Below are 23,445 nucleotides of genomic sequence, written 5' to 3'. Positions count from 1 at the left end.
CATCGCGGGCAGGCCCGCTCCGATGCGACCTGACTGTCCTGGTCATGCCCCGTCGCGCCCGGGTGCGCTCCTACGAGTGCCAGCGCACCATCAATCAACGCGTACGTGTCGCGCCGGTCTCCTTCACCGGCTCGCCGAGATTGGTCTTCAACCACTGCTCGCTCTCGGCCAGCATCTGCAGGATCGACTGCCGCGCGCGGTACCCATGCGATTCGTTGGGCAGCAGCACCAGCCGCGCGGTGCCGCCCAGGCCCTTGATCGCGGCAAACATGCGCTCGCTCTGGATCGGGAAGGTGCCGGTGTTGTTGTCGTCCTGGCCGTGGATCAGCAGCAGCGGATCCTTGATCTTGTCGGCGTAGTTGAACGGCGACATCGCCTGATACACCGATTGCGCCTGCCAGTAGTTGCGCTCCTCGGCCTGGAAGCCGAACGGCGTCAGCGTGCGGTTGTAGGCGCCGCTGCGCGCGATGCCGGCCTTGAACAGCCGCGTGTGCGCGAGCAGGTTGGCGGTCATGAAGGCGCCATAGGAATGCCCGCCGATGGCGATGTGTTCGCGGTCGGTGACGCCGCGCCGCACTACTTCGTCCACCGCAGCCTGCGCATCGGCGACCAGCTGCGGCACGTAGGTGTCGTTGGGCTCGGCATCGCCCTCGCCGACGATCGGCATGGTCGGGTTGTTGAGCACCACATAGCCGATCGCCAGAAACGCCTGCGGGCCCCAGTAGCTGATCGCGTTGAAACGGTACGGCGAGTCGGTGACCTGGCTGGCGGTGTCGGCACTCTTGAACTCGCCCGGGTAGGCCCACATCAGCAGCGGCCGCGGGCCATCGCGCTTGGGGTCGTATCCGGGCGGCAGCAGCAGCGTGGCGGTGAGGTCCACGCCATCGGCGCGCTTGTAGCGGATCTGCTCCTTCTGCACGCCGCGCAACTGTGGCAGCGGGTGGGCGAAATGCGTCAACGCACGCGGTGCAGGCGCTGCATCGCCCAATGCCTGCACGACATAGTTGGCCGGCTCCTCGGGCGACTCGCGGCTGAGCAGCAACTGCGTGCCCTGCGCGTCCAGCAACGCCAGCGGGGCGGAATAGGTCGGCGCCTGCGAATGGAACAGACGCGTGGCACGCTTGCTGCGCAGATCGAAGCGATCCACGAACGGGCGGTCACCTTCCGGCGAGGCGCCCTTGCCGAGCAGGAACAGGCTGTTGCCATCGGCGCCGGTCTGCAGCAGCGCGCGGCCCTTGCCGTCGGCCACGGTCGCCGGCGTGCCGGGATCGTTGTAACGGTCCTGCGAGGAGCGGTCCCAGAGCAATTCAGGCACGCGCTGCGGCTGGTCCGGTGCAATGCGCCACTGCTTGGTGCGGCGGGTCTTCCACCAGCTTTCGCTGAGGATGGCCAGATCGCCACGGCCCCACTGGATGCCTTCGAACCCGCTACCCAACCGCGCCAGCGTCACCGGCGCGCGCGCGAACGGCGCGGCCTGCATCAGTACCGCATCGCGGACCGTGCTCGCGCGGGCCGGATCGCCGCCGTCCTGCGCCTCGGCCCAGACCAGCGTGGCCGGCGCATCAGCGCGCCAGGCGATGTCGCGCACGCCGGTGGGCACGGCGTCGTTGCCGGTCGGCAGGCCTTCCACCAACGGCAGCTGTGCGATCTGCCGCACCAGCTTGCCCTGCAGGTCCAGCACCTCGATGCGGCGGGCGAAATTGTCCACCGGCACCACATATGAAAACGGCCGTTCGGCGCGTTCACTCAGGAGGTAACGGCCATCCGGCGACACCGACAGGTTGAGATAGATGCCGGGCGTGGCGATCGGGCGGACCTGCCCGGTCACGCTGACGATGATCGGCTGGCCGGTGGCGTAGTACTCGAACACGCGCGCATCGGCCTCGTTGCGCAGCAGGTCCTGGTAGGTCGGCAGCGAGCGCACGCCGGCCGCGGCACTGGTCTGCTGGATCGCCGGGCCGTCAGGGGTCGCGTCGCGCGCCGGTGGTGCGCCTTGCCCGGCCACCTGCTGTTGCAGCAGCAGGCCGCTGCCATCGGGCAACCAGTGCAAATCGTCGTCGACGCTGGTGTTCAAGCCGGCGACCAGGCGCCTGGCTTGCCCGGCCGCCATGTCCACCAGCCACAGTTCGTTGGCCCCGCTGGTTGCATCCTCGCGACGGAACGCCAGATAACGCTGATCCGGCGACCAGCTCAACGTGGCCAGCGCCAACGGCGTCGGCAGACCGGTGATCTGCCGCTCGCTGCCATCGGCCACCGACAGCAGCCACAGCTTGTCGGCAAAGGCAAACCGGCTGCCGGCAAACGTCTTGGGATGGATGCGCAGGCCGGCCAGCTTGAGCTCGGGCTGGGCCACCTCGGCGATGTCCGGCAATGCAGGCAACTGCAGCATCGCGCCAAGGTCGCGCTTGGGCGACAGGTGCAGCAGCGGCGCGCGCGGGGCATCCACCACCGCCTGCAACGCCTTGGAGGGCAGCTGGTAGCCAGCGCTCGCCGCAGTGGCAGGCTGGGCAGCCGGTGCGACGGTTGCCGCCGCAGCCAGTGGTGCGCTCAGCGCCAGTACGCCTGCCAAGGCCCATCGCTGCCGCCGCCTGCCGTGCCGTGCCGTGCATTAGGTATCGCCTGCATTGTCTGTCCCCAGTGTCGATCGACTCCGGACCATAGCAGCCGCCCGCGCACCGCTCCCCTGCCGTTGGTTGGGGGTCGTGCCAATTCAAGCCGGCCAATTCATGCCGGAGGGGGGTGCTGCCGATATAATCGACGCTCTCGTCGAGGGGCGCTGCGACCGGTATGGCGGACTGATCTGCCAACTGCACTAATCTGTGCAGGCAAATACGGCCAGGCTCGACAAGCATTCATCGTTCAACGGCGCCCCGAATTGCAGACATTGATCTGCTTACCGGAGCTATTGCATGAACGCTGTCACGAAAATTGCCCCACAGAACGATTACAAGATCGCCGATCTTTCCTTGGCCGATTGGGGCCGCAAGGAACTGGACATCGCCGAGCACGAGATGCCGGGCCTGATGTCGATCCGCCGCAAGCATGCGCAGACCAAGCCGTTGAAGGACGTGCGCATCACCGGCTCGCTGCACATGACCATCCAGACAGCGGTGCTGATCGAAACGCTCAAGGACATCGGCGCCAACGTGCGCTGGGCCTCGTGCAACATCTTCTCGACCCAGGACCACGCGGCCGCCGCGATCGCCGCCTCCGGCACGCCGGTGTTCGCCTGGAAGGGCGAGACGCTGGAAGAGTATTGGGATTGCACCCTGGATGCGCTGACCTTCACCCTGCCCGACGGCACCCAGACCGGCCCGGAGCTGGTGGTGGACGACGGCGGCGACGTCACCCTGCTGATCCACAAGGGCTATGAGCTCGAAAACGGCAGCACCTGGGTCGACGAGCCGGCCTCCTCGCACGAGGAAGGCGTGATCAAGGCGCTGCTCAAGCGCGTGGCCGTCGAGCGTCCGGGTTACTGGACCCGCGTGGTCAAGGACTGGAAGGGCGTCTCCGAAGAGACCACCAGCGGCGTGCACCGCCTGTACCAGATCGCCGAAGCCGGCAAGCTGCTGATCCCGGCCATCAACGTCAACGACTCGGTCACCAAGAGCAAGTTCGACAACCTCTACGGCTGCCGCGAGTCGCTGGCCGATGGCCTCAAGCGCGCGATGGACGTGATGCTGGCAGGCAAGGTTGCGGTGGTCTGCGGCTATGGCGACGTCGGCAAGGGCAGTGCTGCCTCGCTGCGCGCCTACGGTGCCCGCGTGATCGTCACCGAGATCGACCCGATCTGCGCCCTGCAGGCGTCGATGGAAGGCTTCGAGGTCAACACCATCGAATCGACCCTGGGCCGCGGCGACATCTATGTCACCACCACTGGCAACAAGGACATCATCACCGTCGAGCACCTGCAGGCGATGAAGGACCAGGCCATCGTCTGCAACATCGGCCACTTCGACAACGAGATCCAGGTCGATGCGCTGAACGCACTCAAGGGCGTGGAGAAGATCAACATCAAGCCGCAGGTCGACAAGTACGTGTTCGGCAACGGCAACGCGATCTTCCTGCTGGCCGACGGCCGCCTGGTCAACCTGGGCTGCGCCACCGGCCATCCGAGCTTCGTGATGTCCAACTCGTTCGCCAACCAGACCCTGGCGCAGATCGACCTGTGGGAAAAGCGCGACAGTTACGAGAAGAAGGTCTACATCCTGCCCAAGCACCTGGACGAAGAAGTCGCGCGTCTGCACCTGGAAAAGATCGGCGTCAAGCTGACCACCCTCACCAAGGATCAGGCCGACTACCTCGGCGTGGACGTGGCTGGCCCGTACAAGCCGGATCATTACCGCTACTGATCATGGAGGCTGACGGCCAGCGGCTGTCAGTGCTGATCATTTGCAGAACGGGCGCCGAAAGGCGCCCGTTCTGCGTTTGCGCCGCGCGCCATGCGGGGATGCAGGTCCGATACGTCGTTACATGCCCTGCCGGTCGTCGTGCAGCGCACTGCGGCATTGCGCGACGAAGTCACGCTGCCAGGACGCCAAGTCAAACCCTTCGCGTTGCTGGAACGAAACGGTTTCGCCTCGCAATGCGTAGCAGCGATTCTGCGTCAAGCGCAATGCAGTCAAGTGATCGCCCGCCTCCCAGCAACGGTCGATGCAGACCTGCATCGATGCATAGTCCGGGTTGGTCTTGGCGCCGCCGAACGCAAACTCCATCTGCTGGACCATCACCAGCACCGGATCATTGCCTGCGTCTGCCGCGCGCAGCAGACGCAGCACGCTTGAATCGGGAATACCGAACGCCCAGTTGGCCAGGATCGCCGCACGTGCCGCAGCCACCGCAGCCTCGTGTTGCCCCAGACGCCTGCACTGCACTGCCAGCATCGTCCACGCCCGCTGCAGCTCGGGGAAGCGACGGCATGCCGCCTGCAGCAGCTCGATCGCTTCGGACGGCTTTCCCGCATGCACATGCAACTGCGCGCGCTCGATCAATGGCAACGGCGAATCCACATCCGGAACATCATGCGCGCGTGGGTCCCAACCCTCGTCGTCCCAGGCCTGCTCGTCCAGCACATGATTGATGTCCAGCCACTGCGCGAATACATCCAGCGACGAATGGCTGAACACCATGCGCCCTTCATCATGAAACATCTCGCACACCACTGGCGTTTCGCCTTCGCTGCCCAGCGGCCAATACAGACCGAAACAATCACCGTTGCCGAGCGCGCCTTCGGCAATCGTCCAAAAGCCCTGTGGCGGGTAGGGACCTGCGCAGACGGCGGTGTCCAGCGTCAGGCCATGAAGACGTTGAGGAGCACGCATGCTCGGTTTCCAGGCAGGATCTGGCGGCCATTATCGCAGTGGCGCGGCGACCGCGATGCAGAAGGGCCATCGGTAGCCAGACAAGAGGCCCGTTGCCAGGCCGGCTAGAGGCTCGGCCTAGACGCCCAAGACGCTGCGTTAAAATGCGCCCATGCCCCAGAAATCACATTGGTCCAGCGCGACAAGATCGCCCACACCGTGCGCAGCTACATGCACAACGCCCACGCCGAACCCTACGCGAGGCGAAGCCGCGGAAAACCGGAGCCTGGATCGGACGCAGGTGTTCAAGCCCCTGCTGGGCAACAGCGAAGCCCATGAACTGCCAGCAGCGATCGTGACGGCGGCCGGGCGGTGGGACATGAAGGCACTGGCCGACGCGACAGGGTTCAAGAAGTACGCGATGGACGCAGATGCTGCCGCGCCGCGCGCCACCGGTTATCTGCTCGACAGCGTCGCTCCACTGCGTCAGACCAAGCACCGGCATGTCGGCGCCGTGCGACGCGGCCTGGGAGTGGACTGGGCGTCGGCCAACCTGCTGCGCGCAACCGCCGGCCGTTGCGTGCAAATCGGCGAACCGCGCTGATGCGCTGGCCGTGGTCCGCCCCTGCTCCCCGCTTGGCCGATACGCAGGCTGATGCCCTGCTGCAGGCCCTGCTGTCACGTGACGGTGCGCGCATCACCGATGCCTCGCACGAGGTCGCACAGATGTTCGACACAACAGTGCTGGATGCACTGGCAGCGCATGCGGAACGGATAGAGCGAAGCAGCCAGGGCCTGCAGTTCGGCGGCCTGCTGCTCAGCAACAGCGTGCACCTCATTGCCGCCGTGCGGCGCCTGCGCTTCTGGCACGCCCGAGCGGGCTGCCTGTGTGCGCTCAATCCCGGTTACCTGTTCTTCGACCCCCGCGACCTGATCGAGCAGAGGCAGATGCAGTTGCTTGGGCTGGAAGCGGCCGACGATGGCTGGGGGGAGTGCCACCACGTCGCCTGCACCCGCTGCGGCCGCCCCTGGCGCGCCACCGACCGCGAATACCATTACCCCTGGTGGGAATGGACCGCCGATTGACGGATCGGCGTCGGTCCGTCGATTTATATAGCGCATCGACACATGCACGATGATTCACGATCGGTGCTTGCAGACGTTGCATCTCCAGCAGCAGGACTCCCGGAGGCAGCAGCGGTTCGAGTCCGTCATCGGGTCGACGCCACGTCAGGGGCGGTAGGATTGGCATCACGCAACGCAGCAGTGGAGTTACCGTTGAAAGCCCGTCTGGATCACGTAGAAGCTGTCCTCGACGACTGCATCCGTGTCGTGTGTTCGACCGGCCCTGTGCGCAAGCAACTTCTCGCGGTGGGGACAGCAACCGATGATGGGGTTGCCATTGCCTACACGTCAAAGCAGACCCTTGCGGCGGCGCTAAGCCATCTGCAATCGCTGCACCTGCCATTCGGCGACGCGCCGGGCGGCTGGCCACCAGCGTCGGTTTTTTGCCAGCTGCGTGACGCAGGCTTGGTCCACGGACCGATACGCATCATCACCTGGAGCCGACCCGACCAACCAGCGCTTGGCATTGGCTAGCGACTGGGCAACCTGGGATCGGCAGGATGGACCGACAGCTCCACGCCATCCAATCAACCATCAACACCGGTGATGATTGTTCGGTGATGGGCAAGGCGCCGCTGGAGGAGTTGCTGCGCGCTGCAGTGATCGCTGACCGGCGTCGGCAGGCAGCGGGCCGAGCCTTGCCCGCACTCACCCTTGCAATGATCAGAGCGGCGCCGCCGACGATCGCGTGCGAACGCGCATCGTTGGGCGACTGACTGCACGGTTTGGATCCCCGGACGATTGCGAAAACCCGGCAGCACGCAGGCGGCTGCGGCCAATAACTTCCCAAACTCTGCTGGATAACGTCGCGCTGTCACGCTCATGCCGTTCACAGGACGACTGCGTGCATCCCTCCTCGTCATCGCACTCTGAAGAGACATGCTCATGAAAAACACCCTGGTCGCGCTGGCCCTTTCGGCGTTGGCATTGACGGCTGCACCCGATGTGTTTGCGCAGTCCGCATCCGGCGACGGTGCGGGTTGGTTCGTCAATGGCGGGGTCGGCCGCACCTCGCTCAAGAGCGGGCCCTACGATGGCAGCGATACCGGCTACAACGTCTCTGCCGGATATCGCTGGAACGTGTTGTTTCCGTGGTTGTCGATCGGCCTGGAAGCGGGCTACAACGACCTTGGCAATATCAACGCGAAAAATCTCTTCAACGATGAGGCGGTCGTGGAAGACGAGAGCCAGCTGCGTGGCTGGACGGTTGGGTTGAATCAGCGCTTCGCACTGGGCAACAAGTGGTATGCCAGCATGCGTGGCGGGCTGTATGGCTGGAAGGGCCAGGGCCTGCGCAATGACACCGTGTCGGACCGCTCCGACCTGGACAAGCTCTCGTGGTATGCAGGTGCCGGCGTGGGCTACAACCTGGGCGAGCACTTCAGCATCGGCGCAAACTACGACCATTACAACGCCAAGAAATTCGATGTCGATCTGAGTACCGACATGGCATCGGTGAATGCCGAGTACCGGTTCTGACAGTCATCGGAATGTCGAGCTGCGGTGCGTTCGGAAAACCGCAGACGCAGCTCGGCTCTGCAGCCGCACGTGCAATGACGTTCCGTCTAGGCGAAAGGATGCGCTTGCGGCGGCGCAACAATGCTGCGCTGCGGACACGCATGAGTTCACGCGCGGCGCTTCTGCTTGCCCGCGCCAAAAAATCGCACGATACGCTGCGGCTAGCGGCCTGCTACGGCCGCCAGTTCGCATTGCGTTCCCAGAACGCAACACTGCGCCGGTACGCGTCGCGGTCCAGTGCCACACCGGAGCCGCCCTCTTCCACGCCCAGTGCATTGCGCAGCATGGTGATGGGCGCCATCGGAATTTCTTCCGGCTCGGTGGTGTAGAGGCAACCGACCACGCCCCAATCGGCGTCGATCGGCGCGCCCTCCCTGGCCAGTTGATCGCGGCTGTAGAGGATCGGCAGCAAGTACGTCGCCACCGGCGGCTCCACCCCTTCGAACCAGCGCACCAGCACCGGCAACTCCTGCGTGCTGCGTGCCTCATAGCTGGAGCGCAACTGGTGGCGGTTGTCATCGGTGATCGGCGCAGTGAGGCAGCGCGTCGAGGTCCAGTTGCGGTGCACGTGCAGCTGGCAGAACGGCGCATAGCCTGCGATCACGCGCACCGGTGTCTCTTCATTGAGCCGCTGGATGAACTGCTCGGGCGTGCAATCCTGGATGGCGTTGCGACGCCCATCGCGGGGAAACAGGCGGGTACGGGCGAACGGTGTAAGAGCGATAGACATGAGCGCGGTGGGAATGGGCGAAGGACGCCAGGGTAGCCTGCCGCCATGCGGCGCGACCACTCACCAGATCAGATCGTCCGGCACCTTGAACTGGCTGTAATAGTCGTCGTCGCTGTCCGGCGCCGATGGCGTGCTGCTACGGCCATGATCCAGCACCACGCTGTCCGCATCGCGGCTGTAGACCTTGTCGGCGGCGGCGCGCGGAATCAGCTCGAACCCATCGCCATACCGCACGATCACCAGCGACCCGCTGGCCAGCTGGCTGCGCAGCGTCGTGTTGACCAGCACGCTGCGGATGACGCTGCCGTCGTTGAAGCGGTAGTCGATCTCGCCCTCGCGCTTGACCTTGTTGGTCTCCACAATCTGCCGGACCTGGGCCAGCAGTTCCTGCCGCCGCAGCTGCGCCTTGCGCTCCTCGGCCAGTGCGCGATCACGCTCGGCGCGCTCGGCCTGCAGGCGCGTTGCATCCACCTTGTCGGCATCTGCGGGCAATGCCGCCCCGCCCTTGGCATGACGTTGCTTGACCTGCTCACGCGCTACCTTGTCCACCTGGGCCTTCTTGACCAGCCCGGCCTTGAGCAGTTGTTCTTGCAATGGATTACGCATGGGAAGGATCGGCAATGAACTGGCCGCTAGTTTAGCGCGCCCGGCACCCGGCTTTCGCGAGCCCCCGGCCGAAACCAAGCGCGGCGCCGTTCGCCGCTGCGCTGCATTTGTGCGACCGGCCACCCTGTTGCCGCCGAACGCCGTGCGCAGTTCAGCGGTCCATTGCATTGAATACGTATGCACAACACCGATGTTGCGCCGCGATGCACGCTTAGCATCACCGCGCGCTGCACGCCGTGCGCGCGCTCTCCGGAACAGGGGCCGGAGGCCTTGCCGCGGGCAGCGTGATGCACACGCCGACCTGCGCCTACCACTGGAGAACCACCCAATGCGCACCACACCTGCCCACTCTCCAACCTCGGCCCTGCAGCGCGGCGCCCGCGCATTGCTCACCGCGCTGGCCTTGCTGCTGGTGACAGCGAACGTCCAGGCCGATGTCATCCTGCATGCGTTCAACTGGCCCTACGCCACCGTGGAAGCGCGCGCCAGGCAGATTGCCGATGCCGGCTATCGCAAGGTCCTGGTTGCGCCGGCGTACCGCTCCGAAGGCAGCGCCTGGTGGGCACGCTACCAGCCGCAAGATATCCGCCTGATCGACAATCCGCTCGGCGACACCATCGCCTTCAGGCGCATGGTGCAGGCCTTGGCCAGCAACGGCGTGGAAACCTACGCCGATGTCGTGCTCAACCACATGGCCAACGAGGCGGCAACACGCTCGGACCTCAATTACCCAGGCAGCGCCGTGCTCGCGCAATACGCTGCAAATCCTGGCCGTTACGATACGTTGCGCCTGTTCGGCACCCTGCAATCGAACTTCCTGAGCGCCAGCGATTTCGGCCCGGCCCAGTGCATCGCCAACTACAACGACGCCTATCAGGTGCGCAACTATCGTATCTGCGGTGGCGGCAGCGATCCGGGCCTGCCGGACCTGGTCGGCAACGAGTGGGTGGTGCAGCAGCAGCGCGCCTATCTGCAAGCGCTCAAGGGCCTGGGTGTGACCGGCTTCCGTGTCGACGCGGCAAAGCACATGTCCTTCGACCATCTCAACCGCGTCTTCGATGCCGGCATTCGCTCCAGCGTGTATGTGTTTGGCGAAGTCATCACCGGCGGCGGCACCGGTAACGGCGATTACGATCAATTCCTGGCACCGTATCTGCAATCCACACCACATGCGGCGTACGACTTTCCGTTGTTCAACGCGGTACGCAATGCATTCGCCATTGGCGCGAGCCTGCAGCAGCTGGTGGATCCGGCATCCAGCGGACAGGCCTTGCCAGGCAATCGCGCGGTGACCTTCGCCGTCACCCACGACATCCCCAACAATGCCGGTTTCCGCTACGCCATCCTTGATCCGGTCGACGAGACGCTGGCATACGCGTATCTGATCGGCCGTAATGGTGGCATGCCGATGATCTACACCGACAACAACGAAAGCGGCGACAACCGCTGGGTCAACGCCTACCAACGCGAGGATCTGCGCCGCATGATCGGCTTCCACAACGGCGTGCAGGGCAGCGACATGCAGGTACTGTCGTCCAGCTCCTGCCACGTGCTGTTCCGGCGCGGCAGCCTGGGCATCGTCGGCATCAACAAGTGCGGCAACCCGGTCACCACCACGGTGGGCATGAACAACAGCGTGTTGTACTGGAACGCCGATTACACCGATGCGCTGGGCTCCGGCAACGTGGTACGCATCACCGGCAGCTCCTACACCTTCACACTGCCGGCGCGTGGCGCGCGCATGTGGCGTCGCTGAGCGTACGCAGGTGACGGTTAACCTGGCAGGTAAGTGATTGCGCACCTGCGCAGCCCGGTGTTACCAACCGCTCGATACGAGGCCTGCACCGCAGCATACGCGCGCAGGCCTCATGCTTTCAGGCATCCGCATGCAGCATGGCGGGCAGTTGTGCCGCAACTGCCGTTGTGTGCAATGGCCATCAACACAAACTTGGACAGACACTGAACTAAACCAAGAACCAAGTCTTTTGGTGCAACGAATCCTGCTGTACTCCGGACCTATGTGGCAGCCCGATGCATGCCGTTGTCGTCTGTAGGCAGGCGTGCCGAGCGCAGCGAAGGGCGTTGCCAGATCATCTGGACAACGCTCTCGATCGCCGAACAATCGAGCAACCGGAGCAAGCTGATGCCTCTGTACTTCGTCCGCCATGGCGAGTCGCTCGCCAACGAGCAGAACTATTTTGCCGGTGCGCAGGATTCGCCGCTGACGCCACTGGGCCGGCGACAGGCCGGGCAGGCAGCCAACTTCATTCGACAACGCGGGCTACGTTTCGACCAGGTGCATGTCTCGACACTTGAACGCGCCCAGGCCACAGCGGCGATCATCCTGGAAGGCGTCCCCGACGCACCGCAGGTGCTGTCCAGCGATGCGCTGAAGGAGCGCGACTTCGGCATTTTCGCCGGCAAGAACAAGACGCTGATCAAGAAGTCGATCGGCCATCGCCTCTTCGATGCCTGTTTTCACGATGCCGGTGGCGCACCGCCTGACGGCGAGCACTGGATGGACATGTACGCGCGTTGCAAGCACTACTACGACACGGTGCTGGCGCCGCTGGACCGCCAGGGCAAGCAGGTGCTGGTGGTGGCGCACAAGTACATCGTCGAAGTGTTCGCATTGATCGCCTCGGGCCTGCCGCCCGCCGAGTACATCGACTTCCGCCTGCCCAATTCGCGCCCGTTGTCGTGGGAGGAGCTCAAGCGCATGACCGCGCGCAGTTCCTCAGGTCTGAACTACCTGGGCGAGCAGACCGAAATCCATTTGCTGCAATGGATGCTGATTGCCGCCGTGGCCGGCTTTGCGTTGTCGTGCGTGGGCCTCGCAGTGCCGCACGGGCTCACCTCCACCGCCATCGTGGCGCTGCTGGCGGTGAATGCGTTCTTCCTGTCGGTGCGTATCGAACCGGGTGCATTGCGCCTGACCAGAGGACCGGAGAACCTCGCACTGAGCGTGGTCAGTCTTGCACGCGCCGGGCTGGCCATGGTGCTGCTCACGCAGTCGCATAACGAGTGGGTGCATGTCCTCGGCTTGCTGCTGATCGTGCCACCAGCGCTGTCGGTGCCCACCTTCTCGCTTGCGCGCGGCGGCGATTACTTCTTTGCGGCGCGCTACACCCTGGTGCTGTCGATCGTGCTGCCGGCTGCATTGCTGTTGCTGTTCCTGGATCACCACGAGGTGCTGGGCAATGCGCATGCACTGGAACGCTTCTTCGTGGTGTTGCTGATCGCGCTGGCGGCGCCGTCCCTGCTGGCACAGAGCTGGCGACGTGCGCGGCCGATCGCAGCCGGCAAACTGGCCACCAACTGGGGCTGGGCGGGCTCGTTGACGATGGTGCCGCTGGCCTTGCTGGTGGGGCTACAAGCGGGTGGCAGGCCGCTGGCAGACGCACTGGGGCATGGGGGTTGGCAGGCATGGGCCGCCTTGCTGCTGCCGTTTGCGCTGCTGCTGGCCTGCCGCCTGGGCAGCGCAGCGTATCTGTCCGCCTACCAGCGCGTGACAGGCAAGGCCGTGTCCGCCGCGATCGCCTCGGACATCCACCTGCTGCAGACCTCGCCGAACATCTTCCTGTGGCTGAGCCTGTTGCTGCCCGGCACGTTCGCACATGCACCCACGCTGGTTGCCGGCACGCTGCTGGGCTTTTTCGCCTTTGCGCTACTGGACGAGACATGGGTGGTACGGCGCTTCCGTGCGCAGATCACTCCCGCGCTGCGCCAGCACGCTGCGCGCACTGCGACGCGCGCCAGGCCGCTGGACGCCGGCGGCGTGGCAGCTGGCACCGTGGCGCTGGACAGCAGGTAGGACCGCAGGCACCAGGCACACCGCTGCATGCGCCTGGTGCCGTGTCATTGACCGGTTCGTCGAGACCTCAGTCGGGGTGTTGCGCACAGCGCACTTCCATCCGACGCCATGCTGGAACGCGAGCGATGCCGCGCCGATTTACCAGGCAAACGGCGCGGTGACCTTGCGCGCGCCGAGCATGAACGCATCGGCCACATGCACGAACGGGGTGACGTCCACCTCCGATTCACCCGCGCGCACCAACTGCACGAAACGGCGGTACAAACCGTCGTACTCGCCGGCCGCCTCTACTGGCTGCGGCTGGCCATTGATGCTCAGCCTGGCACCGCCCTCGCTGAGCATGAGCAGGCCATCGGTGGTGTCCACTTCGATATCCCAGCGCTGATGGCCGGTCTGCAGAAAATCCAGTTCCGCCGTCACCGGCACACCTGCGGTATCGACAAAGCCGAGCCTGGCGTACAGCGGTGCCTGACGGTTCTCCGGTGTGTGCAGCTCCGCCTCGCGCAGCGCGAAGGGGCGCGGCAACAGATGCGTGACGATGGACAGCGCGTTAATGCCGGGATCGAACACGCCCATGCCGCCCGGCTCCAGGATCCAGTCCTGGCCCGGATGCCAATGGCGAATGTCTTCCTTCCAGGTGATATGCGCGCGAAGAATCTGCTTGTCGGCCAGCCACGCCCGCGCAGGCGCCACGGCAGCGGCACAGCGCGAATGCCAGCTGGTGAACAGGCTGCGTTGCGCACGCTGCGCCAACGCGCGCAGGTCATCGATTTCGGCCAGGGTGGCCGCCGGGGGTTTTTCCAGGAACACATGGCGCCCGGCGGCCAGCGCGGCCTGTGCCTGCGCATGCCGCCCCACCGGTGGCGTGCACAACGCGACCGCTTCAATCTGCGGATGCGCCGCGAAGGCCTCTTCCAGGGTGTGATAGGCCGGCACACCATCGACCGTGCCATGCCGGCTCACGGTGGCCACCAGCTGCACATCCTTACGCGCGGCGATGGTGGGCACGTGCTGGTCGCGGGCGATCTTGCCGATGCCGACAAGGGCAATGCGCAATGCGTCTGGATGCTTCATCGAAACCTTCGGGCTGATGGTGAAGTGGCGGGACCCGCGATCGCCCGTTTCAGGCGCTTGTACACGGACACTGCGGCAGCGGCGCGATGCACAAGCGCACGCAACGGCGCAGTGTACGGTCAGGCCGCGGTTCGCTGCGAGACATCGCTCCTGCTTGTTTTGCTATACCTGCGGCGCCCGGCGGCCGTGCAAGGGCGGCCATTGCGGCAACAAGCGAAGCTGCAACGGCGCACCCGGCCTGCGACCGGATTACGGCGACGATTACTACGCCGCGTTCGTCATCGATCCCGATGAGCACCACCTCGAAGCGGTGGTCGACATGACGGCCTGATCTGCAGTGCAGCGACGCCGGCCGCAGACAGCAGCTGCCTGGGTAAGTAGTGTGATACGCCATCCGGCAACATCATGCCGCGACAGGCGTCGCCCCTGCCCGACACGCATACGCATGTCGGGCAGGCAGCCGTATGCACTCACATCTCCAGCACGACCTTGCCCAGGTGGCTGCCCTGCTCCAGATAGCGGTGCGCCGCTGCGGCGTCGCTGAGCGGGAAGCGCTTGTCGAGCAGCACGCGCAGCCTGCCCTGCGCGATCCACGGCCACACCACGCGCTCCACTTCCGCGGCCAGGCGCGCCTTCTCGTCGGCACTGCGCGGGCGCAGCGTCGAGCCGGTGAGGATGGCCTGCTTGCGCATCAGCAGCGGAATCGGCACCTCGATGGTCGAGCCGGCCTGCGAGGCGATATAGACGATGCGTCCGCGCGGATTGAGCGCTTCCAGGGTGTCGGCAAATACTGCAGCGCCCACCATGTCCAGCGATACGTCCACCCCGCCGTGCGCCTTGGCCACGGCGACGAACGATTCGGTGGTGGAATCGATCGCCAGATCGGCGCCCAGTTCGCGTGCCTGCGCGGCCTTGCCCGCCGAACGCGCGGTGGCCAGCACATGCGCTCCGGCCGCCTTGGCCATCTGGATTGCAGTCACACCGATCCCGGACGTAGCACCATGCAGCAATAGCCATTCCCCGGCCGCGAGCCGGCCATGCTCGAACAGGTTGGTGTACGCGGTGAAGATGGTTTCCGGCAGTGCCGCGGCATGTGCCAGATCCATGCCGGCCGGAACCGGCAGCACATGCCGCGCGTCGACCGCTACGTACTGTGCGTAACCGCCGCCGCCCAGCAGTGCACACACCCGATCGCCGACCTTCCAGCGGCCGGCCGGCTCCACGATCTCGCCGGCGATCTCCAGCCCCAGCGTCTGCGGTGCGCCGGGCGGCGGCGGATAGTGGCCGGCACGCTGCAGCAGATCGGGACGATTGATCCCGGCGGCATGCACCCGGATCAGCACCTGCCCCGGCGCGGGGCGCGGGCGCGGCTGCTCGCTGGCGTACAGCGCATCCGCATCGCCCTTGCCATCGCGGATGGCGATTGCGGTCATCGTGGTATCGCTCATGCGCAGCACTCCGTAGAAAGTGCGCCCAGTGTAGAGATCCCTGCGTCAACACCTGGCGCAAGCCCGGTCGCCACACCTCACCCACGCACGGCGTGGCCACACTCTCCCAACCAAGCCAGGGCAAGCGACTATGCGTCGGCCGGCCTCACGCGTTGAAGCGGTACTGCAACGGAAGCAATTCACTGCAGTGATGCGAGTCCAGGCGCGCCGTCGTGCGGCGATCGCCCGCAGGCCCGCAGACCGGGACGTCATTCCGTTGTCGGCAAGCGCAGCACAAGGCCACACCGCATCACCACGCGCGCCTGCATTACAGACGCACGTGGCAACGCATCACTCCGCGCCGGGAGCGGCATCCTGGTCGATGTACTGACGAATCGCCTCGAACACCTTGGAGGTGCCGTCATCCTGATCCGACGGCAGGCGGGCGGCGAAGTCCCGCAGCAACTTGTCGCCATCCACGCCGGGTTGCTCGGCCAGGGCAAGCGCCAGATCGCCGACGCTGCGCGCCAACGCAACCCAGATGCGGCCCAGCGATTCGGCGATGACATCCATTTCCCGTTCTTGCATGTCGCGCTCCGATCAAGTGGCGTGGGGACTCGGAGCTTACCGCTTACACCGCACACTGAGACTGCTGGACCCAAGCAGCCCCAACCATGCGTACATGGCGCAGACCTGCACGACCTCTACGTGAGGCAGCCGCATCCAGGACACCCGCAACCAAATATGCATTCATCGCGATGAAGCGATATTATGCCGGCACGATCCGCCGGACCCGCCGCGATGACGCCTCTCAGTTTCGAGTTCTACCCGCCCAAGACCGACGACCAGCGCGCACAGCTGGACCGCACGGCGGCCAGGTTGAAGGGCTACGCGCCGGAATACGTCTCGTGCACCTTCGGCGCCGGCGGCTCCACGCTCAGCTATACCTCCGAGACGGTACGCCACCTCAAGCAGAAGCATGGTTTCGAAGCCGCCCCGCATCTGTCCTGCGTCGGCGGCAGCCGCCAGGAGATCCGCGAGCTGCTCAAGCTGTATCGCGCGATCGGCTGCACCCGTATCGTCGCGCTGCGCGGCGACCTGCCCTCGGGCATGGGCCATCCCGGCGACCTGCGCTATGCCTCGGACCTGATCGCCTTCATCCGCGCCGAGCATGGCGATGCGTTCCGGATCGAGGTCGGTGCGTATCCGGAAACCCATCCGCAGGCGACCGACGCACTGAACGATCTGCGTTACTTCAAGGCCAAGGTGGATGCCGGTGCCGATGCCGCGATCACCCAGTATTTCTACAACGCCGATGCGTACTTTCATTTCCGCGACACCGTGCAGCGCATGGGCGTGGAGATCCCGATCATTCCCGGCATCATGCCGATCTCCAATTTCTCGCAGCTGCGACGGTTTTCCGAGCAATGCGGTGCGGAAATTCCGCGCTGGATCAGCAAGAAGATGCAGTCCTACGGCGACGATGCCGAGGCGGTACGCGCCTTCGGTGCAGAAGTGGTGGCCACCGTATGCGAGCGCCTGATCGCCGGTGGCGCGCCTGCCCTGCACTTCTACACGCTCAACCTGGCCAAGCCGACCACGCAGGTCCTGCAACTGCTCGGGCGCTGAGCCACGCCAGCGACGCCATGCCGTTGCTGGCAGGCCGGTTTGTGCAGGCACATCGTCGACAAGCGCGCGCGTGATGCGCAAACGGCATGCGAGCCCCCCCGGTCCCGGCGCGTTGCGCGCCGGCTCACGCACGGCCCGTTACGCTGCGTCGATGCCCCGCCTCCTGCTGCCGTTGCTGCTGTCGTTCTGCCTTTGCCCGGCCACGCGCGTGCAGGCGCAGGAGATCCGCCGCTGCGTGACAGCCGATGGGCAGACCATGTTCACCGACCGCCGCTGCGAAGACGTCGGCGCCGCATCGCACCCACCGCCGGCCACACGCACGCAGGGCAATACCGGCCTGTATCGCTACGGCTGCCCGCGCCGGCTGAGCGAACTGGTGTCGTTACTGCAACTGGCGGTGGACAGCCGCGACGTCAACCGGCTCTCCAGCCTCTACCTGTGGAGCGGCCAGTCCGATGCCGCCGCCAACCAGGTGCTGAGCCGGCTGGAAGCCATCGTGCAACGCCCGTTGCTGGACATCGTTCCGATGTACCCGCAGCAAAGCGATCCGCCGACGTGGGAATCTACTGGCAATACAACGGCAGCGGCTCCATCACTGGACGGCAGTACGATCGACGCCCCACTCCCGGCAACCCCAAGCCGCCCACGCCCCTGGGGCCTGCGCCTGGAGCAGAATCTCGCCAGCGGCACACCCGCACGCAGCGTGTTGCGGCTGCGTCGGCAGTACAACTGCTTCTGGGTGACGTTCTAGCGCAGCGCCCGCCTTGAAAGACTCCAGCAGATTGCAGTGGCGAAGTACCTGCGTTGGTTTCAAGGCAACAGCGTGTCGGCTTCGAGAATCCTTCGGACCACTTACCTCAGGAGATGACGCCTGCAGGCTAAGCGGCCAGCCGGCCCATGATCTGCGTAACCGCCTGCTGCGGGCTCAGCACGGCGCTGTCGATCACCCAATGCGGCTCGGTCCACGCCACGTAGTCGTGCGCGAGCACGGAGGACCAATCCGGCACGCGCAATCCGGGCACCTCGCTCTGCCGCGATTCCACGCGCTGCCGATGCACCTTGCGATCGCTGCACACTACCTCGATCTCCAGCAGGCGGCTGCGTGTGCGGCGAGCTACATCACGCCACGCTTCACGGGTGACCGGCAATGGGTTCACGCAATCGGCGACCACCACGTGACCCTGCTGCAGATTGGCCTCGGCAAGCGCGTAAGCGGTCATGTAGCCGGCGGGTCCGACGTCGTTGGCGAGTGCACCACTTTCGCGCAGTGACTGCTCGATCGTATCGATACGCAAATAAAACGCAGTGCAGTGCGTCAGCAGCGCCTGGGCAATGGAACTCTTGCCGACGCCCGGCAATCCGCCGAACACCACCAAGGTCGCTGACGGCGCAGTCACTGCGGCCACAGCGCGCGAATCGCCGCGATGCCTTGCGCGCCATGCGAACGTGCCTCGCGCAGGTCGTCGACCCGCATGCCGCCGAGTGCGTAGATCGGCAAGCAGACCTGCTCGCGCAAGCGTTCGAACCCCTCCCATCCCAAGGATGTCGCATCCGGATGCGAGGCGGTCGCCTGCACCGGCCCCAGCACCGCGAAATCGCAGCCAAGACGCTGGGCGTGGCGCAGATCTTCCAACCCATGACACGAGGCGGCAACCAGCTGTTCGGCCGGGAACGGGCGCTCCTGCAGGCTGGCCAATTGCTCCGCGCCCAGATGCACGCCGATGCCGAGTTCGCCGGCCAGTGCGATGTCGCGGTTGAGCAACAGCTGCGCGCGCGTACGGCCGCGCAGGCGCATCACCTGCTGCAGCAAGGCCTGCCAGCGCGCCGGTTCGGCCTGCCGCGCGCGCAACTGGATGCGCGTGATGCCGTCCTGCAGCGCACGCTCCAGGCCTTCCAGCCACAGCGCGTCATCGTCCGGCTCGGGCGTGATCAGATAGCGGTCGGGCTGGCGCAGCACACCGACCACCGGCACGTCGGCCGGCGGCATCGAATACCGGGTCAGCTTGTCTGCGGCCACCCAGGTCATCGCCTGGCCTTCGCGGCCGCGCGGGCTGCCCTTCCAGGCGGTGATGTGGCGCACTTCCAGGCGCAGCCGCTTGTCCGGGTACAGCTGCGGCACGTCCATCAGCCACTCGCCGACCTGCGCCTCGATACCGAGCTCTTCGTTGAGTTCGCGCACCAGTGCCTGTTCGGAGGTTTCACCAGGTTCGCGCTTGCCGCCCGGGAACTCCCACAGGCCGGGCATGTCGCGGGTTTCGGTACGGCGGGTCAGCAGGATGCGGCCGCGGGCGTCGGTGATCACGCCGGCGACGACGTGGATGGATCTCAGAGAATCGGGCATGGGCACAAGAGTGCCGCGAGTGAGCGGTTCAGCGCAATCGCTTGAGAGCGGGGAATGGAGATTCGGGAATCGGGAATCGGGAATCGGTTGAAGCACGCACCATGCCCGCCTCTGCAATTCCCGATTCCCGATTCCCGATTCACGCCTACAGCGGATGCCCGATGCGCCAGAGCACTCCGCTGGGATCGTGCAGGGTGAAATCGCGTGCGCCCCATGGCCGGTCTTCCGGCACGCTGCAGCTCACCCCGAACTGCACGTCCAGGCCGGTATCGTGCACGTGCTGCCACCAGCTGTCGGCATCGTCTACCCACAGGTGCAGCATCAGGTTCTCGGCCAGCTCGCGCAGGTAGAAATCCTGCAGCAGGAACGCACAATGCGTGCCATGCCGGAAGCAGGTCACGTTGCCCACCTCGTCTTCCTGCACGAAGCCCAGCGCGCGGTAGAACCGCTGCGACAACGCGTAGTCGCGTGCAGGCACGAACACCTTCAATTGCTGGCTGGACAGCAGTGCCATGACCGCACTCCACGCAGAACGTGGATCGAGCATACGCCCCACAGTGGCGCAGGCGGAGAAGCTTGCCTGCAGCGGGGGCGCAGTTGGCACCCGCGCGCGATGGAAGCGTGTAGCAAACCTGCCAGGCAGAGGCTCGCCGGGACAGAACTCATCGAGCTGGTCGAACTCTTCTGGCGTCTATGCCGTGGTTTCCAGGCATGACCTGGCAACGATGCAGGCCACGCCGTTGGCAAAGAGGCCGTTGGCAGGAATTTGGCCAAAGACACGAAACCTGAGTGTGGCCTCGGATCCGGCCTGCGACATCCCCTTTCCTGCTTCAAGCGCCCCCAGGGATCCCATTCGTAAGCAGAGCCCCCTTGGTAAGGGGGCGCGCCAACGGCGCGGGGATCGGAAGCAAGAACCGTGCACCCAGCGTCCGCGCAGCGGACGCTGGGTGTGCAGCCCGCCAAGCGGGCTGCACCACGGTCAGCTCAGCTCAGCTGAGCTGACCGTGGCAATGCTTGTACTTCTTGCCGCTGCCGCAGGGGCATGGATCGTTACGGCCCACCTTGGGCTCGTCGCGGGTCACCTGCGACACCGGCACCGGGGCGTTGCCGCCCTGCATCTGTTCCACTTCCTCGTCGGCACCGTAGCCGCCGGCGTCCTGATGCTGGAACTGCGAGGCCATCAAGCGCGCCTGCGCCTGCAGACGCTCCTGCTCTTCCAGCTCGGCCACTTCCTCTTCGCTGCGGATGCGCACGCGCGCCAGCAGGTTGATCACCTCGCGCTTGACGTTTTCCAGCATCTCGGAGAACAGCTCGAAGGCTTCCTTCTTGTATTCCTGCTTGGGCTGCTTCTGCGCATAGCCGCGCAGATAGATGCCCTGGCGCAGGTAATCCATCTTGGCCAGATGCTCCTTCCAGCCCTGGTCCAGCACGGTCAGCATCACGTGCTTCTCCAAGGCGCGCATGGTGTCGTTGCCCACCGCCGCTTCCTTCTCGGCAAAGTGCGCATCCACCGCCGCCTGCACCTTGGCCGCAATCTGCTCGGCGTCCAGTTCTTCCTGCGTGCGTGCCATCTCGCTCAGCGCCAGCGGCATGCCCAGTTCCGATTCCAGCGTGGCTTCCAGACCCTTCAGGTCCCACTGCTCGTCGACCGAGTTGGGCGGCACGAAGCGGGCGACCAGGTCGTAGATCACATCGCCACGGATGCCGTCGACATTGTCCTTGACCGATTCGGCATCCAGCAACTCGTCGCGCTGGGCGTAGATCACCTTGCGCTGATCGTTGTTGACGTCGTCGAAGTCCAGCAGGTTCTTGCGGATGTCGAAGTTGTGCGCTTCCACCTTGCGCTGGGCCTTTTCGATCTGCCGGCTGACCAGGCGATCTTCGATGACGTCGTCTTCCTTCATGCCCATCATGCGCATCGCCTTCTGGACCCAGTCCGAAGCGAAGATGCGCATCAGGTTGTCTTCCAGCGACAGGTAAAAGCGCGACGAACCCGGGTCGCCCTGACGACCGGCACGGCCGCGCAGCTGGTTGTCGATACGGCGCGACTCGTGCCGCTCGGTACCGATGATGTGCAGGCCGCCGGCCGCCTTGACCGCGTCGTGACGACGCTGCCATTCGGTCTTGGCCTGCAGCCGCTGTTCGTCGCTGATGTCCTCACCCATGCCGTGCAGCTCGGTTTCCAGCGAACCGCCCAGTACGATATCGGTACCGCGACCGGCCATGTTGGTGGCGATGGTCACCGCGCCCGGCTGGCCGGCGTTGGCCACGATGGTGGCTTCGCGCTCGTGCTGCTTGGCGTTGAGCACTTCGTGCTTGACCCCGGCCTTGCGCAGATGCTCGGACAGCATCTCTGAGGTCTCGATCGAGGTAGTACCCACCAGTACCGGTTGACCGCGCTTGGCGCAGTCTTCGATATCGGCCAGCACCGCGTTGAACTTGCCCTTGCGGTTGAGGAACACCTGGTCCGGATGGTCCTTGCGCACGGTCGGGCGGTTGGTCGGAATCACCACCACTTCCAGACCGTAGATGCTCTGGAATTCGTAGGCTTCGGTGTCAGCCGTACCGGTCATGCCGGACAGCTTCTTGTACATGCGGAAAAGGTTCTGGAAGGTGATGCTGGCCAGCGTCTGGTTCTCGCGCTGCACCGGCACGCCTTCCTTGGCCTCGACCGCCTGATGCAGGCCGTCGGACCAGCGACGCCCGGACAGCGTGCGACCGGTGAATTCGTCGACGATCACCACCTCGCCATCGCGCACGATGTAGTCCACGTCGCGCTGGTAGATCGCATGCGCACGCAGCGCGGCGTTGAGGTGATGTACCACGCTCAGGTTCTGCGCGGCGTACAGGCCGTCTTCGGCATTTTCGAGAATGCCGGCCTGCATCAGCAGTTCTTCGGCGTGGCCCATGCCCGCCTCGGACAGATGCACCTGCTTGCCCTTTTCGTCGATCCAGAAGTCGCCCTCGCCCTCTTCGCTTTCCTGCTTGGTCAGCTGAGGCACGATGCGGTTGACGCGGATGTACAGCTCCGGCGATTCGTCGGCCGGGCCGGAGATGATCAGCGGGGTGCGCGCCTCGTCGATCAGGATCGAGTCGACTTCGTCGACGATCGCGTAATGCAGAGTGCGCTGGTAACGGTCGGCCTTGGACAGCGCCATGTTGTCGCGCAGGTAATCGAAACCGAACTCGTTGTTGGTGCCGTAGGTGATGTCGCTGCCGTAGGCCTCGCGCTTGTCGCTATGCGGCATGCCCGGATACACCACGCCCACGCTCAGGCCCAGCCAGTTGTACAACTTGCCCATCTGCGCGGCATCGCGGCGCGCCAGGTAGTCGTTGACCGTGACCACATGCACGCCCTCGCCCTGCAGCGCGTTGAGGTACACCGGCAACGTGGCCACCAGGGTCTTGCCTTCACCGGTGCGCATCTCGGCGATCTTGCCCAGGTGCAGCACCATGCCACCGATCAGCTGCACGTCGTAATGGCGCATGCCAAGCACGCGGCGGCTGGCCTCGCGGCACACCGCAAAGGCTTCGGGAAGGATCTTGTCCAGGGACTCGCCGGCGGCAAGTCGCTGCTTGAACTCCGGGGTCTTGGCTTGCAGCTCGGCGTCGGAGAGCTTCTCGATCGTCGGCTCCAGCGCATTGATCTGGGTGACGAGGCGGTTGAGCTGGCGCAGCTGGCGTTCGTTACGACTGCCAAAGACACGGGTAAGCAGACTGTTGATCATTGAAGAAACCGGTTGAAAAGGAACGGTTTGACCGACGCCGGTCCCCAAGACCCGGCCGCCGTAAACGAAACAGGGCGCACTGCGCCCTGTCGATGGCAACACCCTATTGTAGCTTGGGGCGGGCCTTCACGAATCAAGCGCCACCCGCGCCGT

21 protein-coding genes, 1 pseudogene and 1 riboswitch are annotated in these 23,445 nt (G+C 65.2%); of the genes and pseudogenes, 11 read left to right on the top strand and 11 right to left on the bottom strand.

Going from position 1 to position 23,445, the window contains the following annotated elements:
* Positions 1-94: 94 nt before the first annotated feature.
* The gene (locus LL972_RS10155) at positions 95-2,569 is read right to left on the bottom strand and encodes a S9 family peptidase (protein WP_228327493.1); all 2,475 of its coding nucleotides are present in this window, start codon (positions 2,567-2,569) and stop codon (positions 95-97) included.
* 193 nt (positions 2,570-2,762) lie between these two features.
* Positions 2,763-2,878, top strand: a riboswitch (S-adenosyl-L-homocysteine riboswitch).
* Between the two features lie 31 nt (positions 2,879-2,909).
* On the opposite strand from LL972_RS10155, the gene ahcY reads away from it, so the two are divergent.
* Complete coding sequence (ahcY, locus tag LL972_RS10150; protein ID WP_228327492.1) at positions 2,910-4,352, top strand: adenosylhomocysteinase; 1,443 nt, start codon at positions 2,910-2,912, stop codon at positions 4,350-4,352.
* A 117-nt stretch (positions 4,353-4,469) separates the two neighbouring features.
* On the opposite strand, the gene LL972_RS10145 is transcribed toward ahcY, so the two are convergent.
* Complete coding sequence (locus LL972_RS10145) at positions 4,470-5,321, bottom strand: tetratricopeptide repeat protein (protein ID WP_228327491.1); 852 nt, start codon at positions 5,319-5,321, stop codon at positions 4,470-4,472.
* A 280-nt stretch (positions 5,322-5,601) separates the two neighbouring features.
* On the opposite strand from LL972_RS10145, the gene LL972_RS10140 reads away from it, so the two are divergent.
* The 5 genes from LL972_RS10140 to LL972_RS10120 all read left to right on the top strand — a co-directional run bounded on the left by LL972_RS10140 (position 5,602) and on the right by LL972_RS10120 (position 7,904).
* A complete protein-coding gene (locus LL972_RS10140) occupies positions 5,602-5,904 on the top strand; it encodes a hypothetical protein (RefSeq protein WP_228327488.1) in 303 nt (100 codons plus the stop codon).
* A complete protein-coding gene (locus LL972_RS10135) occupies positions 5,904-6,386 on the top strand; it encodes a hypothetical protein (RefSeq protein ID WP_228327487.1) in 483 nt (160 codons plus the stop codon). Before LL972_RS10140 ends, LL972_RS10135 begins: the two co-directional genes overlap by 1 nt.
* Before the next feature lie 192 nt (positions 6,387-6,578).
* On the top strand, positions 6,579-6,899 hold the full coding sequence (locus LL972_RS10130) for a hypothetical protein (RefSeq protein ID WP_228327486.1): 321 nt from the start codon (positions 6,579-6,581) through the stop codon (positions 6,897-6,899).
* Between the two features lie 26 nt (positions 6,900-6,925).
* Positions 6,926-7,141: a hypothetical protein gene (locus LL972_RS10125; protein WP_228327485.1), complete on the top strand. Its 216-nt coding sequence runs from the start codon at positions 6,926-6,928 to the stop codon at positions 7,139-7,141.
* 169 nt (positions 7,142-7,310) lie between these two features.
* Positions 7,311-7,904 carry a porin family protein gene (locus LL972_RS10120; protein ID WP_228327484.1) on the top strand — a complete coding sequence of 198 codons (594 nt, stop codon included), beginning with the start codon at positions 7,311-7,313 and terminating at the stop codon, positions 7,902-7,904.
* Between the two features lie 211 nt (positions 7,905-8,115).
* On the opposite strand, the gene LL972_RS10115 is transcribed toward LL972_RS10120, so the two are convergent.
* The gene (locus tag LL972_RS10115) at positions 8,116-8,673 is read right to left on the bottom strand and encodes a DUF3228 family protein (RefSeq protein WP_228327483.1); all 558 of its coding nucleotides are present in this window, start codon (positions 8,671-8,673) and stop codon (positions 8,116-8,118) included.
* A gap of 60 nt (positions 8,674-8,733) precedes the next feature.
* On the bottom strand, positions 8,734-9,279 hold the full coding sequence (locus LL972_RS10110; RefSeq protein ID WP_228327482.1) for a DUF2058 domain-containing protein: 546 nt from the start codon (positions 9,277-9,279) through the stop codon (positions 8,734-8,736).
* A 385-nt stretch (positions 9,280-9,664) separates the two neighbouring features.
* Here LL972_RS10110 and LL972_RS10105 point away from each other — a divergent pair, with 385 nt between their 5' ends.
* The gene (locus LL972_RS10105) at positions 9,665-11,035 is read left to right on the top strand and encodes an alpha-amylase family protein (protein WP_228327508.1); all 1,371 of its coding nucleotides are present in this window, start codon (positions 9,665-9,667) and stop codon (positions 11,033-11,035) included.
* A gap of 387 nt (positions 11,036-11,422) precedes the next feature.
* Positions 11,423-13,093, top strand: coding sequence for a histidine phosphatase family protein (locus tag LL972_RS10100; protein ID WP_228327480.1), 1,671 nt, complete (start codon positions 11,423-11,425; stop codon positions 13,091-13,093).
* A 138-nt stretch (positions 13,094-13,231) separates the two neighbouring features.
* Here the strand turns inward: LL972_RS10100 and LL972_RS10095 are convergent, their stop codons facing one another.
* The gene (locus LL972_RS10095; protein WP_228327479.1) at positions 13,232-14,167 is read right to left on the bottom strand and encodes a Gfo/Idh/MocA family protein; all 936 of its coding nucleotides are present in this window, start codon (positions 14,165-14,167) and stop codon (positions 13,232-13,234) included.
* Positions 14,168-14,387: 220 nt separating this feature from the next.
* Between LL972_RS10095 and LL972_RS10090 the strand changes: the two are divergent.
* Positions 14,388-14,498 (top strand): annotated as a pseudogene (locus tag LL972_RS10090) (VOC family protein); the annotation flags it as partial.
* A gap of 139 nt (positions 14,499-14,637) precedes the next feature.
* On the opposite strand, the gene LL972_RS10085 reads toward LL972_RS10090, so the two are convergent.
* Together LL972_RS10085 and LL972_RS10080 are read right to left on the bottom strand one after the other, a co-directional pair.
* Complete coding sequence (locus tag LL972_RS10085) at positions 14,638-15,615, bottom strand: NAD(P)H-quinone oxidoreductase (protein WP_228327478.1); 978 nt, start codon at positions 15,613-15,615, stop codon at positions 14,638-14,640.
* A gap of 330 nt (positions 15,616-15,945) precedes the next feature.
* Complete coding sequence (locus LL972_RS10080) at positions 15,946-16,182, bottom strand: hypothetical protein (RefSeq protein ID WP_228327477.1); 237 nt, start codon at positions 16,180-16,182, stop codon at positions 15,946-15,948.
* 213 nt (positions 16,183-16,395) lie between these two features.
* Between LL972_RS10080 and metF the strand changes: the two genes are divergently transcribed.
* Both metF and LL972_RS10070 read left to right on the top strand, forming a co-directional pair.
* Positions 16,396-17,223 carry a methylenetetrahydrofolate reductase [NAD(P)H] gene (gene metF / locus LL972_RS10075; protein ID WP_228327476.1) on the top strand — a complete coding sequence of 276 codons (828 nt, stop codon included), beginning with the start codon at positions 16,396-16,398 and terminating at the stop codon, positions 17,221-17,223.
* Between the two features lie 151 nt (positions 17,224-17,374).
* Positions 17,375-17,974: a hypothetical protein gene (locus LL972_RS10070; RefSeq protein ID WP_228327474.1), complete on the top strand. Its 600-nt coding sequence runs from the start codon at positions 17,375-17,377 to the stop codon at positions 17,972-17,974.
* A 127-nt stretch (positions 17,975-18,101) separates the two neighbouring features.
* Here LL972_RS10070 and LL972_RS10065 read toward each other — a convergent pair whose 3' ends face one another.
* The 4 genes from LL972_RS10065 to secA all read right to left on the bottom strand — a co-directional run bounded on the left by LL972_RS10065 (position 18,102) and on the right by secA (position 23,292).
* Positions 18,102-18,620, bottom strand: a complete 519-nt coding sequence (locus tag LL972_RS10065; RefSeq protein WP_228327473.1) for an AAA family ATPase — start codon at positions 18,618-18,620, stop codon at positions 18,102-18,104.
* Positions 18,617-19,564, bottom strand: a complete 948-nt coding sequence (locus LL972_RS10060) for a Nudix family hydrolase (protein WP_228327472.1) — start codon at positions 19,562-19,564, stop codon at positions 18,617-18,619. Before LL972_RS10060 ends, LL972_RS10065 begins: the two co-directional genes overlap by 4 nt.
* A 145-nt stretch (positions 19,565-19,709) precedes the next feature.
* Positions 19,710-20,078, bottom strand: coding sequence for a VOC family protein (locus tag LL972_RS10055; protein ID WP_228327471.1), 369 nt, complete (start codon positions 20,076-20,078; stop codon positions 19,710-19,712).
* Between the two features lie 475 nt (positions 20,079-20,553).
* Positions 20,554-23,292 carry a preprotein translocase subunit SecA gene (gene secA, locus LL972_RS10050; RefSeq protein ID WP_228327470.1) on the bottom strand — a complete coding sequence of 913 codons (2,739 nt, stop codon included), beginning with the start codon at positions 23,290-23,292 and terminating at the stop codon, positions 20,554-20,556.
* Positions 23,293-23,445 lie beyond the last annotated feature (153 nt).

It is taken from the genome of Xanthomonas campestris pv. asclepiadis (assembly GCF_020784175.1).
Classification (GTDB): Bacteria; Pseudomonadota; Gammaproteobacteria; order Xanthomonadales; family Xanthomonadaceae; genus Xanthomonas; species Xanthomonas campestris_D.
The sequence above is the reverse complement of the archived record's forward strand: the minus strand, read 5'-3'. Positions and strand labels throughout refer to the sequence as shown.

What these genes read in the sequence shown, in the direction of transcription:
- ahcY (WP_228327492.1), top strand. Translation starts at nt 2,910, where the DNA reads ATGAACGCTGTCACGAAAATTGCCCCACAGAACGATTACAAGATCGCC.
- LL972_RS10145 (WP_228327491.1), bottom strand. Translation starts at nt 5,321, where the DNA reads ATGCGTGCTCCTCAACGTCTTCATGGCCTGACGCTGGACACCGCCGTC.
- LL972_RS10135 (WP_228327487.1), top strand. Translation starts at nt 5,904, where the DNA reads ATGCGCTGGCCGTGGTCCGCCCCTGCTCCCCGCTTGGCCGATACGCAG.
- LL972_RS10125 (WP_228327485.1), top strand. Translation starts at nt 6,926, where the DNA reads ATGGACCGACAGCTCCACGCCATCCAATCAACCATCAACACCGGTGAT.
- LL972_RS10120 (WP_228327484.1), top strand. Translation starts at nt 7,311, where the DNA reads ATGAAAAACACCCTGGTCGCGCTGGCCCTTTCGGCGTTGGCATTGACG.
- LL972_RS10115 (WP_228327483.1), bottom strand. Translation starts at nt 8,673, where the DNA reads ATGTCTATCGCTCTTACACCGTTCGCCCGTACCCGCCTGTTTCCCCGC.
- LL972_RS10110 (WP_228327482.1), bottom strand. Translation starts at nt 9,279, where the DNA reads ATGCGTAATCCATTGCAAGAACAACTGCTCAAGGCCGGGCTGGTCAAG.
- LL972_RS10100 (WP_228327480.1), top strand. Translation starts at nt 11,423, where the DNA reads ATGCCTCTGTACTTCGTCCGCCATGGCGAGTCGCTCGCCAACGAGCAG.
- LL972_RS10095 (WP_228327479.1), bottom strand. Translation starts at nt 14,167, where the DNA reads ATGAAGCATCCAGACGCATTGCGCATTGCCCTTGTCGGCATCGGCAAG.
- LL972_RS10085 (WP_228327478.1), bottom strand. Translation starts at nt 15,615, where the DNA reads ATGAGCGATACCACGATGACCGCAATCGCCATCCGCGATGGCAAGGGC.
- LL972_RS10080 (WP_228327477.1), bottom strand. Translation starts at nt 16,182, where the DNA reads ATGCAAGAACGGGAAATGGATGTCATCGCCGAATCGCTGGGCCGCATC.
- metF (WP_228327476.1), top strand. Translation starts at nt 16,396, where the DNA reads ATGACGCCTCTCAGTTTCGAGTTCTACCCGCCCAAGACCGACGACCAG.
- LL972_RS10070 (WP_228327474.1), top strand. Translation starts at nt 17,375, where the DNA reads ATGCCCCGCCTCCTGCTGCCGTTGCTGCTGTCGTTCTGCCTTTGCCCG.
- LL972_RS10060 (WP_228327472.1), bottom strand. Translation starts at nt 19,564, where the DNA reads ATGCCCGATTCTCTGAGATCCATCCACGTCGTCGCCGGCGTGATCACC.
- LL972_RS10055 (WP_228327471.1), bottom strand. Translation starts at nt 20,078, where the DNA reads ATGGCACTGCTGTCCAGCCAGCAATTGAAGGTGTTCGTGCCTGCACGC.
- secA (WP_228327470.1), bottom strand. Translation starts at nt 23,292, where the DNA reads ATGATCAACAGTCTGCTTACCCGTGTCTTTGGCAGTCGTAACGAACGC.